The organism is Rhodoglobus sp., assembly GCF_053580035.1.
This window is the reverse complement of record NZ_JBMDVL010000001.1, coordinates 1,662,034-1,674,839: the sequence shown is the minus strand read 5'-3', so window position 1 is coordinate 1,674,839 and position 12,806 is coordinate 1,662,034. Positions and strand designations below refer to the sequence as shown.

The window sequence follows — 12,806 nt, the reverse complement described above, 5'->3', positions numbered from 1 at the left end:
AAATGCTTAGCGAGAAAACTCGTGGACTAGCCACTGGCGCAAACTTTGCCTCGTTCACCACGCTCAAGGCAGATGGCCAGCCGTGCGCCCAAGTCATGTGGGTCGACTGTGATGACGAGCACATCATCATCAACACTGAGGTTCATCGAGCGAAGTACGCAAACGTGAAGCGCGACCCCCGAGTCGTTGTGCTCATCATCAACAAGGACAACCCTTATGAGTACGCCGAAGTCCGCGGCACCGTAGTGGAGTTCGTGTACGGCGATGAGCCGCGAGCGCATGCCGACACCCTCGCGTGGCGCTATTTCAACCGGCCATACGTGCCCGAACAGATCAAATCAGAACGCGTAATCTTAAAGATCAAACCGCTGTAGAACGGCAACCGAGCACGTCGATGTTCCCGTTCACGCGTGCCAGATTTTCGCGTTCATCAGGCACCGACATCACGATATGAGGAGAAATGATGAGCCCATCCACGCAGGAACTTTCTAACACTCTCGGTGAGGTTCCCCAGCGCTGGCGCAACGTAGGCCCGGCCCGCGGTGGCCGGGTCGTTGCCGTATCTGGCGACCTTACCGACTACCGCCGTTTTTGGATGGGTGCGTGCTCCGGTGGAGTGTGGCGAACGGATGACGCTGGCCAAAACTGGCGCCCGATGACCGACGGCCAATTGGCCACCGCCTCTATCGGGGCGATCGCCGTTGCCGAATCCAACTCCAACGTTGTCTGGGTTGGCACGGGGGAGTCTTATGCTCGCAACAACGTGGTGCCCGGCGACGGTGTGTACCGCACTGTCGACGGCGGTCGCACCTGGGATCACCTTGGCCTCGAAGCAACCAAGCACATTGCCAAAGTACGAGTCAACCCCACCGACCCCGATGTTGCCTTCGTCGCGGCGACCGGCGATATCTTTGGCCCTAGCGCCGAGCGTGGCGTTTACCGCACCACCGATGGTGGGCGGTCGTGGGAGCACGTGCTGCACGTTTCTGACAAGGCAGGCGCCGCTGACCTCATCATCGACGCCCATAATCCGCGCATCATCTTCGCGTCAATTTGGGAAGCCGTTCGGCACCCGTGGGACATCGTCTCTGGTGGAGAAGACTCCGGGCTCTGGCGCTCGATCGACGGAGGTGACACATGGCAGGAGGTTTCCGCTAACTCCGGATTCGCCACTGGCTTGCTAGGCCGCATGGGTGTTGTCACTAGCCCGGCTAAAGAGGGTCGCGTCTGGGCACTCGTTGAAGCGCGAGACGACCAGGGTGGAATCTACCGCTCCGACGACTACGGCCTGAGCTGGGAACACATCTCCACTGAGCGCTCCGTTCAAGGCCGCCCTTGGTACTACAGCCACCTCATCGCCCACCCCACTGAAGCTGACACGCTCTGGAGTATGAACACGTGGGCTTGGCGGTCGCGTGACGGCGGTCGAACTTTCCAGCAGGTACAGACCCCACACGGCGACAACCATGATCTGTGGATCGACCCGAACGATGTGAACCGCATGATCAACGGCAACGACGGCGGGGCATGTGTCTCGTTCAATGCCGGGATGACGTGGTCCACCGTGTACAACCAGGCCACGGCCCAGCTCTACCGCTTCGACGTTGATCACCGATTCCCCTTCGACCTGTATGCGACGCAACAGGACAACTCGGGCATCCGCGTTCCCTCTCGTTCGTGGAAGGGCGCCATCCGCTGGGCGGACTCTCTCGAACTCGGCGAGGCGGAAGCCGGCGACGTCGCGCTCGACCGGTCGAACCCGCGCTACGTCATGCTCGGCGGTGCAGGATTCGGTCATCCAGGTCCTTTGTTGCGTTTCGATCAGGTGACAGAGCAAGCGCGCGATGTGGCAGTCTGGCCCGAATACTTCATGGGAGTCGGGGCTGCGGAGGCTAAGCATCGATTCGGGTGGACGTATCCCATCGAATTTTCGCCCCACAATCCCGGTGTTCTTTACGTCGCGGGCGAACGTGTGTTCCGGTCGCCCAACGGCGGGATCGATTGGGAACAGATCAGCCCCGACCTCACGCGCAACGATCCGAGCAAGCAGGTTCCCACCGGCGGTCCCATCTCGGGAGATAGCACCGGCGCCGAGGTGTATTGCACAATCTATTCCTTCGCCGAATCGCCCCTCACTCCCGGCGAACTGTGGGTCGGCACTGACGACGGACTGGTTCAGCTCTCCCGCGACGGCGGGACTTCGTGGAACGAAATCACGCCAGCGGGCCTTCCCGAGTGGGCAACGATTGCACGCATCGAGGTTTCTCAGCACACCGCGGGTACCGCTTATGTGGCTGTTCACGCATACCGCGTTCAAGACTCGCGCCCGTTCCTCTTCCGCACGCGCGACTTCGGCCAGACGTGGGAACCGATCACAACGGGGTTACCCGAGGGCGAGTGGGTTCGCACGGTACGTGAAGACCCGAAGGTCGCATCCTTGCTCTTCATGGGCACCGAACGCCGTGTGTGGTTCTCGACGGATAGCGGAGACTCGTGGGCAGAACTACGCGGCAACATGCCGTCGGTCCCCATCTACGACCTCAAGATCCGCGATCACGAACTCATTGCGTGCACCCACGGTCGTGGCTTCTGGATTCTGGATGACGTTGCCCCGTTCCGTGAGGCTGCGCGCATCAATGACACCGATTCCCTCGTGCTGTGCGAGCCACCGCTAACCCACCGCTACCCGACTCCAGACGGCTTCGATATGCCCGGAGAAGGTAGTTGGATGGGTGGCTTCCCCGGGGTCCCCTTGGGAGGAGCTACCTTCACGCGCGAGCGTCAGCCTGACGGACGCGTCGTCTCGGTCTGGCTCGATGGAGGAAAGAATCCTCCTAACGGCACCCAACTGCAGTACTTCGTGCCTGCGACTCTTGCCGATGCCTCGTCACCTCAACTCACCTTGACGATCCGCTCTGACACGGGCGAGACGCTCCGCACCTTTAGCTCGAAAAAGGATGATGCTCGAGAGATTCCGATCGAGGATGTACTCACCGTCTCGTCTGGAATCAATTCATTCGTCTGGGATCTGCGCACAGAGCCAGCCCTGGGCCTCCCCAATGAGCACGGTGTTCGCGGTCTCTACTCTCCAGGCCCCCGCGTAGCTCCAGGCCGCTACACGGCAGAACTCAGCGACGGAGAACACTCCGCGTCGCAGACGATCACCGTTGTTCGCGACCCACGCGGAGATGCCACGGATGCCGACCTCGGTCTGCAGTACGACATCCTGATTCGCATTCGTGACGTTTTGCAACGCATCACTACCGGTGTTGCCGTGTCGCGGTCGGTTCGGGAGCAGCTGACTATGGTGCGTTCGCGCATTGAAGAGTCGGCCGAGCTCACCAGCTCGATCGACTCTCTCGTCGCCGACCTCGATCGCATCGAGCGAGTGCTCACGAATCCCGATCTCAAGAACCACAACGATGCACTCAAAATGGCAGCTGGTCTCGACGAGAAAATCAAGCTGCTTCCAGAAATCGTCATCGAGCTCTCGGACACCGCGCCGACGCCGGGCACTTTTGATGTTCTGGGGCGGCTGTCAGACCAGGCCACCGTTGTTCTTGGCGAGCTTGATGAGATTGTCGACAGCCGCATCCCGAGCCTTGAAAAGACCTTAAGGGCGAGTGATTCTGTGCCATTCATCGTCGTGCCACTTCTGTGACGAGCTTCACGCAATCTCGGCAGGTGAAGCGCACAGCACTCGCTCTTGCAGCGGTGCTCGCGCTCACCGGCTGCGGTGTGGCCGCTGCCCAGAGCGATTCCTCCGACAGCGAGTCGACGCTTGTTGTCTATGTGGGACGCAATGAGGATCACGTGCGCCCGCTCGTGGAAGCATTTGAAGCCGAGACGGGGGTCAGTGTCGAGGCGCGCTATGGCAGCACGGGTGAGCTGGCGACGACAATCCTGCAGGAGGGCGACGCCTCTCCGGCAGATGTCTTCTTCGCTCAAGACCCGGTCTATATTGGCGCGCTCGTCGATGGAGGAATGCTCGCGAGCCTTCCCGCCGACATCCTTGACCGGGTTCCCGAAGGGATCTCGGGGGCCAATGACGAGTGGGTCGGGGTCACTGCCCGACGCCGTGTGATGGCCTACAACCCGACCTTTCTCAGCGAGAGTGAACTCCCCCGTTCCATCAACGAACTGACCGGCCCCGATTGGTCTGGTCGAGTCGGGCTTGCTCCGACACACAGTTCCTTCGTTTCCTTCGTCGCTTCGATGATTGCGACGGAAGGCGAAGAGACTACGCGGACGTGGTTGGAGGGCGTCGCCGCCAACGATCCCGTGCTGTTTAGCGGCAACCATGAGATTGTCGAAGCGATCGCGGCTGGCGACCTCGATCTCGGGCTCGTCAATCACTACTACGCGCTCCAAATGGCCGCTGAGCGCGGCTCAATCGACGCCGCGAACAGTTCCTTTGAAGCCGGGGACCCCGGCGACGTCCTCATGCCGACCACGATCGGGATGCTGGAATCCAGCACTCATCGCGAGGCCGCGCTCGACTTCATCCGCTTTCTCTTGCGCGATACTTCGCAACAGCATTTTCTCGACAACGTGAAGGAGTACCCACTCGTCGCGGGAGTCGGAACCCTCGATGGAGAGAACCCGCTCGACGCCGAATTGATTCGCGGTATGCACCTTGATGAAGTGGGAAACAACCTGACTGTGGCGACGACGCTCATCGCCCAAGCTGGTCTTATTTGAGCATGGCGGTGAAACGGAAGGGCATTGTTCACGGTGCGGGGCAGTTGCCTCGACACATCCCTTGGGTAGCCATCCTTGCCGTGACGATCGCCGCAGTCCTGTGCGTTCCGCCGTTGGTAGTTCTCCTAGTTGAAGCCCTGACGGCGGGCTCGGCAAGTGGAATTCCCGCAGCCCGATTGCTGGAGTTGCTCTCTGGAACAGGGCTGTTGATCGCGATTGTGACGGCGTGCACCGTTGTGCTTGGCACGGTCACCGCGGTCATAGTGACGCGCACGAACTTGCCGGGGCGACGTGTCTTCTCGTTTCTTGTCATGCTGCCACTCGCCCTGCCTGCCTACCTTCTCGCGCTGGCGTTCGTGGGCTTGGGCGGTGGTGGTGGGCTTGCCTCGCAGCTTTCAGCACTCATCGGTTGGGGTGCGGCACCCGTGGCGCAGGGGCTCTCGGCCGCGGCACTGTGCCTCACCATTTCGAGCTTGCCCATTGTGCATGCGCTCGTGGTCACAGCGCTCAATAGGCTCGATCCCGCTCTCGAGGAGAGCGCACGGCTCGTCGGCGACTCGCCTGCGCGCGTCTTCGTTCGGGTGATCCTTCCGCAGCTTCGCACACCACTGGCGACCGCCGCCTGCATCGTTTCTCTCTATACGCTGTCAGACTTCGGGGCGGTATCGGTGCTGCGCTACGACACCTTCACCCGCGCGGTCTATTCGCAATTCCGCGGCGGCGTCGACCTTGCCCCTGCCTTCGCGCTCTCGGGAGTGCTCATCTCGATGGCCGCGGTGTTCATCGTGTTGCAAGCGATCCTCAGCGGAGTTCCGATGCCGGTCGCCTCTCGCGGTCGCCCCCCTCTCACTCTCCGCCTGTCTGGGGTCACGAAAGCAGCGTCTTTCACTGTTCTCGGCAGCGTGGTGCTCCTCAGCTTGGTGGCCCCCTTGGGCACCCTGGGGTTCTGGGCAGTGCGGGGAATCATGGCGGGGGTCCGACCCGGGCCGATTCTCTCCGAAGCGTCGAACACTCTGCTGCTGGCGCTCACGGCGGCGGCAGTGACGACGGTGCTCGCGATTCCAATCGCGCTGAGTTCCTACCGCGGAGCGTCCCGGCTCGGGCGTATTGCCGAGACTCTTCCATGGTTCACCCACTCGCTCCCCCATCTCGCGATCGGGCTCGGGTTTCTTGTCGTGAGCTTGGCGCTGCCGCCGATCCTGTACCAATCAACGATGATGCTCATCCTCGTTTACGTCGCCATCTTCTTACCGATTGCCGTCGGGGCACAGCAAGTTGCCCTGCGTCAGATTGATCCGCGGCTTTTTGAAGTGTCTCGCACACTCGGTTACGGAAGGTGGTCAACAGGTTTGCGGGTAGGAGTTCCTCTCGTCTGGCGTGCGGCAATGACCGGAGCTCTGCTGGTGGCAGTGTTGGTGTCACAAGAGTTGCCTGCCACCCTGCTGCTGCGCCCCACCGGAACCGAAACCCTCGCGATCCGCGTCTGGGGTGCCGTGACAGAGGGCCAACTCACCACGGGAAGCATCGCCGCAATCCTGCTCGTCGTGCTCTCCGTTCCGTTGGTTGCCGCGCACCACCGGGCGACATTGCGGGTAAGGCAGCAGATATGACACAGCAGCAAGAACCACCAGCCCTCGTCGCGACGGGGCTTGTTCGCCGCTTCGGCGACAGACTCGCCATTGACGACGTGGACATCACGGTGCGCCCGGGAACGCTCACCGCAATTCTCGGCCCATCCGGCTGCGGCAAAACAACGGTGCTGCGCATCGTTGCCGGACTCGATCAACCGGATGCTGGAGTCGTCGCCCTGTCAGGCACTGTCGTGCAGGCACCCGGCCATCATGTGCCTCCCGAGCGCCGCGGCGTGGGGCTCGTTTTTCAAGACAACGTTCTATTTCCCCATCTCACGATCGCCGAGAACGTCGGATACGGCGTCGCCCGCAGCGAACGCGCAGCGACGACGGCCCGCCTTCTCGAACTGGTTGGCCTCAGCGATATCGGCCTCCATATGCCCCACGAAGTTTCCGGCGGTCAGCAGCAGCGCGCGTCGCTTGCTCGGACCCTTGCCACCAACCCCCGCATCATCCTGCTCGATGAACCTTTCTCCCAACTCGATGCGCATTTGAGGGAACGGGTGCGCAACGACATGGTCCGGGCCATCAAACGCACGAACACCACAGCGCTGCTCGTCACTCACGATCAGGAAGAAGCTTTCGCTCTCGCTGACGAAGTCATCGTCATGTCAGAGGGCCGCATCCACCAAGTCGGAAGTCCGCAACAGATTTACCAGAACCCTGCTGATCGCTTTGTTGCAGAGTTTGTCGGTGACGCGACTCTCGTGCCAGTGATTCACGCCTCACCGGGTCTCGTTAACACGCGGATCGGTCAGGTTGCCGTGTCGGAGCAGTCGCAAAGGGCGGGGTCTTTCGCTGTTGTGCGACCAGAAGCTGTCGTGATCGGCTCACCGGATGACGTAGCTCTCGACGCTCGTCCCGCTCGCATTGTGGGATTGCGCTTTCACGGCGTTAACCACGTTCTCAATCTCGAACTCGACGACGGGATGCACCTGCTTGCCCACGTTGCGGGGCACGTTCCCGTGGCCGTCGGCGACACCGTGTCATTCCGCGTGCAGGGTCCGGTCGCCACCGTATGACAGCGCGATCACCCCACACACCCTCCACCACCATGACCGAAGGTAACGCTATGCCGCACTCCCATCCCCTCCCGCTCTGGGCGGGGCGCACCATCGCACTTGGCGGCATCCTTCTTGTCGCTCTCAACCTGCGAACGGCCGTCTCGGCAATTTCTCCTATTACGCGAGAGATCGCCGTCGATATCCCGCTCGACAACGTGGCGCTTGGTCTGTTGGGGATGATCCCGCCGATGGCCTTTGCAATATCCGCAATTTTCAGCGCCCCGATCGCGCGCCGCCTTGGGCTGGAACGATTCTTGATCCTGGCGATTGGCTTCATGATTGTTGGCCACTTGCTCCGCGGCGCTGCCGGAGGCTATGCCATGCTGCTCGTCGGCAGCGCTCTCGCACTCATCGGAATGGGAATCGGCAACGTGTTGCTGCCGCCCCTCGTGAAGCGTTACTTCCCTGACCGCATCGGCATGGTGACGGCGCTCTACGCGACGTTGGCATCGGCGAGCGCTGCGGTGCCTGCCCTCGTTGCCGTGCCCGTGGCTCACGCTACCGACTGGCGTGTGTCTTTGGGTATTTGGTCGATCCTTGCGTTCGCAAGTCTGATTCCCTGGATGACGCTTCTTGTGCAGCGCTCCCGAGAGAAGCGAGACACGTCGGCAAACGACACCGCTGAACTCCCCCAAGCACTTCCCCTGCGCGGGCGCCCGATCTGGCAATCTCCCGTGGCCTGGACCATTGCAATCGTTTTCGCCGTCTCGTCGTTCAACGTCTACGGTGTGCTCACCTGGTTGCCCGACATCCTCGCTCAAACAACAGACACGACGGCGGCCGAGTCGGGAGCGTTGCTCGCGCTCTACGCCGCGATGGGATTGCCAGCGGCGCTTTTTATCCCGGTGTTGGCCGCCCGGCTCACAAACGTCGGCCCTCTTGTTCAGATGGGTGTCGTGTTCTTCATCGTCGGCGATCTGGGCCTCCTCCTCGCGCCGGGCTTCGCCACCGCCCTCTGGGTGTTGCTCATTGGCTTGGGAGCGTTACTATTCCCGGTGTGCTTGGTCCTTATCAATCTCCGGTCACGGACGATGCGGGGCTCGGTTGCGCTGAGCGGATTTGTGCAGGGCGTTGGTTACACCATTGCGTCGCTCGGCCCGCTTTTGGTCGGCGTGCTACGCGAAGTGACAGGTGGCTGGGTTGCTGTTTTCATCATGCTGATCGCTTCTGCGGTTCTTGCATCGGTCGGCGGTTTCTTGCTGCGCAAACCTGTATTTGTCGAAGACCAGCTTGAGCGTCGCTGAGCGCGCAGGCTATATCGGCTCAGAGTGAGAGACGGAGCAGATCGCGCTGGATGTCATCCGCGGTCGCGAGCACAAGCGGCAGGTGGTGCGAACGCAGGTACTCTACCGAGTCTCTGGTAGCGCTCGTCGAAATGTTGAGCGCGGCGGTGACGGTTCCGACGCCATCGCGGATGGGGACGGCAACCGAGAGCAACCCGGCCTCAAGCTCGCCATCGACGATCGACCATCCTTGAGCGTTGACTCGCTCGATTTCGGCCTCAAGCAGCCGGGCATCGGTGATAGTGGTTGGCGTGAGGGCAGGCATTGTTGCTCTGGCAAGCAGTTGCTTTCGCTCGATCGCAGGCAGCCCGGATAGGAGTACGCGCCCCATGCTTGTGGCGAAGGCCGGAAAGCGAGTGCCGATGGTGATGCGGACGTTCATGATGTGGCGTGTGGGAACACGAGCAACGTACACGATCTCTTCGTCGAGAAGCACCGCAACGGAAGCAGATTCTTTGGTGGCACGCGAGAGGGATTCGAGGTGGGGCTGCACTACATCGTGAAGCGACAGCGATGAAAGGTAGCCGAACCCGATTTCAAGAACCTTAGGAGTGAGCGCGAATTGACGTCCCGAACTACGCACATAGCCGAGAGATTCGAGGGTGCGAAGAAACCGACGCGCCGCGGCGGCAGGAATGCCAGCATTACGGGCGACTTCACTCAGAGTCTGCTGCGCATTGTCTGCGTCGAACACACGAAGCACGGCGATTCCGCGCGCGAGAGACTGGACGAAGTCTTCTGCAGGTGCATCCGCGTCTGACGTCGTGCTTATTTCGGTGTCCTTCATCGCGCCTCCTCCAGAACTCTACCGAGGAACCTCGCGCCGGTCGGAACCTCGAGGTTCATCGCGACCCGTTAGCGTTCGAGAACGACTGCCAATCCTTGTCCGACACCGATGCAGATAGCAACGACAGCCACTCCACCGCCGCGTCGCTTGAGTTCGTGTGCCGCGTGGCCGATGATGCGACCACCGGATGCACCGAGCGGGTGCCCCATAGCGATGGCACCGCCGTGGATATTGACTCGTTCGGGATCGAGCTCGGGCCAGAGCGCAATACAGGCCAACGATTGGGAGGCGAAGGCCTCGTTCAGTTCGACGATATCGACATCAGCCCAAGTGCGTCCTGCGCGCGCGAGTGCTCGGTTCGCGGCCTCGACAGGGGCGATTCCGAACACGTCTGGGTCATTGCCCGCGACGCCGCGCCCGGCTATTCGGGCAAGTGGTTCGATATCGAGTGCACCTTCTGCACCCAGAAGCACCGCGGATGCGCCATCATTCAGTGAGGATGAGTTGCCTGCTGTCACTGTGCCATCCTGAGCGAATGCCGGACGAAGAGTGGCGAGGGTTTCCACCGTCGTGTCGTCGCGGATCCCCTCATCGCGCATCAGTTCGTGGCCGGGTACGTGAACGATTTCTGCATCGTAGTGTCCGGCAGCCCACGCTTTGGCCGCCAGGCGGTGGCTGCGGGTGGCGAACTCATCCTGCTGCGTACGACTGAGATTGTGCATCCGAGCCAACTTTTCAGCGCTTTGCCCATTCGAAATTGTCCACTCGTCGGGTAATTCCGGATTGACCATGCGCCACCCAATCGACGAGTTCCAGACCGTCTGGTTGGCCACGGGGAAGGCGCGGGACGACTTTTCTACGATGAACGGTGCGCGGCTCATTGACTCAACCCCACCAGCGAGCACGATGTTGGCGTCACCGGCTTCGATCGCTCGGCTCCCCTGAATCACCGATTCCACGGCGGAGCCGCACAGCCGGTTGACGGTCACTCCGGGAACCGAGCTGGGGAATCCTGCAAGGAGCGCACCAAACCGCGCAACATTGCGGTTGTCTTCCCCGGCCTGGTTGGCATCCCCAAAAATGACGTCATCGACGCGCGCAGGGTCAATGTCAGTGCGGTGAACCGCAGCCTTCATGACGACAGCGGCAAGATCATCCGGCCGCACGTCGGCAAAGGCTTTACCGTGACGCGCGAACGGGGTGCGGACCGCGTCGTAAATGTAGCTACCAGTCATGATGAGTGTCTCTTTGCTTAGTCGGTGGCAGGGGTCGTTGTCGCGTCAATGAGCTCTAGCCCAGTGAGATTGGCGAGAAGTTCCATGGTGCTGTCACCATACAATTCCCGCACCGCAAACCCCTCAGGGGTGATGTCGAATACCGCGTAGTCGGTGTACACCCGCGACACACAACCAACACCGGTCAGCGGGTAGCTGCACGCAGCGACGAGCTTCGACTCATCGTGCTTGGTGAGCAGGTCGGTCATTACGTAAACCTCTTTGGCACCGATCGCGAGATCCATCGCTCCGCCAACAGCGGGGATGGCACCCGGCGCACCGGTTGACCAGTTTGCAAGATCACCTCTCTCCGACACTTGAAATGCTCCAAGCACGCAGACGTCGAGATGCCCGCCGCGCATCATGGCAAAGGAGTCGGCCTGATGAAAATAGGCCGCTCCGTCCAGAGCGGTAACAGCCTGTTTTCCCGCGTTTATGAGGTCGGGATCGACTCGCCCTTCCTCGGGCGCCGGACCCATTCCGAGCATTCCGTTCTCAGTGTGAAGAATGATTTCGAGCTCGACAGGCAGATAGTTCGCGACGAGAGTGGGCGCGCCGATTCCGAGGTTCACGATCGAGCCCTCAGGGATTGCTTTGGCGATCTTTTCTGCAAGCTCTGTGCGGCTTAGCGTGATGCTCATTTCTCTCCTCCCATCGCGAATCCGGCGATACCGTCGAGAGGACGCCCTTCTAGGTCGACGCCACCAACGAAGTCGTTGTAGTGCAGCCAGCGACGCTCACCGACCACCACAACCCGCTTGACGTAAATGCTCGGAGTCACAATGCTCTCTGGAGCGAGCGCGCCGAGCGGAACGACCTCATCTACTTGCACAATGCTCGTTGTCGCTGCCGTAGCCATGATTGGCCCAAAATTGCGGGCCGTCTGCCGGTACACCACGTTGCCCCAGCGGTCTGCTTTGAGCGCACTAATCAACGCGAAATCTGCACGGATAGGGTAATCAAGTAAATAGGTTCGTCCGTCTATTTCGCGGGTTTCTTTACCTTCGGCAAGTTGAGTACCAACGCCGGACGGGGTGAAGAATGCACCAATTCCTGCGCCTGCCGCGCGGATGCGTTCGGCAAGATTTCCTTGCGGCACCAGCTCGAGTTCAATCTTTCCCTCACGGTAGAGTCCGTCGAAAATCCATGAGTCCGACTGGCGAGGAAAGGAACACACGATTTTTCGCACTCGACCGGCCGCGAGCAAGGCCGCGAGTCCGCCGTCCCCGTTTCCCGCATTGTTGCTCACCACTGTGAGATCGGTCGCACCACGAGCGATGAGCGCGTCAATCAACTCCTGAGGCTGACCAGCATTGCCAAAGCCCCCAATCATCACTGTTGCCCCGTCTTCTATGCCTGAAACAGCATCCGACAGGTTCGGAACAACCTTGTTGATCATGGAATCTCCCTGCACGCGACTGACGGTGTCGCCCGCTTTTCTTATATTTCGTAGAACGAAGGAAGTTTCTCTACGCGAACATAGTATGGCACGTCACCAGTTGAAGACGCAAAGCATTTACGCTCCCGAGACTCCACGCAGTTGCTTCGTACTCTTCTCCCGCACTCACCTCGACACGTCGGTCATCACTTGGCTTCGCCCGAGTGGGTGTCAGAGACGCAGCACGATGCCCGCGAAGCCATGACCCGATCGGGCCACAAGCCCGACGACCACAAATGGCCTGTCTTGCCGACGCGCAGCAACCCTCAGAAGACGACAGTTGATGGAGAAGTCCCACACAGCGTGGGGCCGAGATACGAGGAGATTGAGATGCCATTCATCCAAGTCAAAGTCATTGAGAACGTCTTCAGCGACGAGCAGAAACAAGAAATGATTCGGACGCTTACCGACGCCATGGTGGGAATCGAGGGCGAGAACATGCGCCCCGTTACGTGGTGCGTTGTCGAAGAGGTGCGCAGCGGCAGCTGGGGCATTGCCGGCAACCCGCTTTCTACGGCAGATGTGAAAGCGCTAGCCGCTGGCGTGAACGCCTGAGTCACCCAAACTCGCCGGGCCAGATCGGGCACGGACACGGGCCCGGGCCCGACTGGCCGGCGAGCGAAGGACC

Annotated in this window: 11 protein-coding genes; 7 read left to right on the top strand and 4 right to left on the bottom strand. The window is 60.9% G+C overall.

The genetic code is table 11. From position 1 onward, the window contains the following. Window positions 1-2 precede the first annotated feature (2 nt). The 6 genes from ACOH1Z_RS08225 to ACOH1Z_RS08200 all read left to right on the top strand — a co-directional run bounded on the left by ACOH1Z_RS08225 (window position 3) and on the right by ACOH1Z_RS08200 (window position 8,640). The gene (locus tag ACOH1Z_RS08225; RefSeq protein ID WP_449647954.1) at window positions 3-374 is read left to right on the top strand and encodes a TIGR03618 family F420-dependent PPOX class oxidoreductase; all 372 of its coding nucleotides are present in this window, start codon (window positions 3-5) and stop codon (window positions 372-374) included. Between the two features lie 89 nt (window positions 375-463). Then, the gene (locus tag ACOH1Z_RS08220) at window positions 464-3,661 is read left to right on the top strand and encodes a WD40/YVTN/BNR-like repeat-containing protein (RefSeq protein ID WP_449647953.1); all 3,198 of its coding nucleotides are present in this window, start codon (window positions 464-466) and stop codon (window positions 3,659-3,661) included. A gap of 23 nt (window positions 3,662-3,684) precedes the next feature. Further along, on the top strand, window positions 3,685-4,701 hold the full coding sequence (locus tag ACOH1Z_RS08215; RefSeq protein ID WP_449647952.1) for an extracellular solute-binding protein: 1,017 nt from the start codon (window positions 3,685-3,687) through the stop codon (window positions 4,699-4,701). Between the two features lie 2 nt (window positions 4,702-4,703). Then, window positions 4,704-6,311 (top strand): ABC transporter permease, encoded by a 1,608-nt coding sequence (locus ACOH1Z_RS08210; RefSeq protein ID WP_449647951.1) that lies wholly within the window; start codon window positions 4,704-4,706, stop codon window positions 6,309-6,311. Beyond that, on the top strand, window positions 6,308-7,354 hold the full coding sequence (locus ACOH1Z_RS08205) for an ABC transporter ATP-binding protein (protein WP_449647950.1): 1,047 nt from the start codon (window positions 6,308-6,310) through the stop codon (window positions 7,352-7,354). Before ACOH1Z_RS08210 ends, ACOH1Z_RS08205 begins: the two co-directional genes overlap by 4 nt. Before the next feature lie 32 nt (window positions 7,355-7,386). Continuing rightward, window positions 7,387-8,640, top strand: coding sequence for an MFS transporter (locus ACOH1Z_RS08200; RefSeq protein ID WP_449647949.1), 1,254 nt, complete (start codon window positions 7,387-7,389; stop codon window positions 8,638-8,640). Between the two features lie 19 nt (window positions 8,641-8,659). Here ACOH1Z_RS08200 and ACOH1Z_RS08195 read toward each other — a convergent pair whose 3' ends face one another. The 4 genes from ACOH1Z_RS08195 to ACOH1Z_RS08180 all read right to left on the bottom strand — a co-directional run bounded on the left by ACOH1Z_RS08195 (window position 8,660) and on the right by ACOH1Z_RS08180 (window position 12,139). Next, the gene (locus ACOH1Z_RS08195) at window positions 8,660-9,466 is read right to left on the bottom strand and encodes an IclR family transcriptional regulator domain-containing protein (protein WP_449647948.1); all 807 of its coding nucleotides are present in this window, start codon (window positions 9,464-9,466) and stop codon (window positions 8,660-8,662) included. A gap of 68 nt (window positions 9,467-9,534) precedes the next feature. Continuing rightward, a complete protein-coding gene (locus ACOH1Z_RS08190) occupies window positions 9,535-10,701 on the bottom strand; it encodes a thiolase family protein (protein WP_449647947.1) in 1,167 nt (388 codons plus the stop codon). A gap of 17 nt (window positions 10,702-10,718) precedes the next feature. Further along, window positions 10,719-11,381, bottom strand: a complete 663-nt coding sequence (locus tag ACOH1Z_RS08185) for a 3-oxoacid CoA-transferase subunit B (protein WP_449647946.1) — start codon at window positions 11,379-11,381, stop codon at window positions 10,719-10,721. After that, the gene (locus ACOH1Z_RS08180; RefSeq protein ID WP_449647945.1) at window positions 11,378-12,139 is read right to left on the bottom strand and encodes a 3-oxoacid CoA-transferase subunit A; all 762 of its coding nucleotides are present in this window, start codon (window positions 12,137-12,139) and stop codon (window positions 11,378-11,380) included. Before ACOH1Z_RS08180 ends, ACOH1Z_RS08185 begins: the two co-directional genes overlap by 4 nt. Before the next feature lie 369 nt (window positions 12,140-12,508). Between ACOH1Z_RS08180 and ACOH1Z_RS08175 the strand changes: the two genes are divergently transcribed. Next, window positions 12,509-12,733 carry a tautomerase family protein gene (locus ACOH1Z_RS08175; protein ID WP_449647944.1) on the top strand — a complete coding sequence of 75 codons (225 nt, stop codon included), beginning with the start codon at window positions 12,509-12,511 and terminating at the stop codon, window positions 12,731-12,733. The last annotated feature ends 73 nt before the right edge of the window (window positions 12,734-12,806 follow it).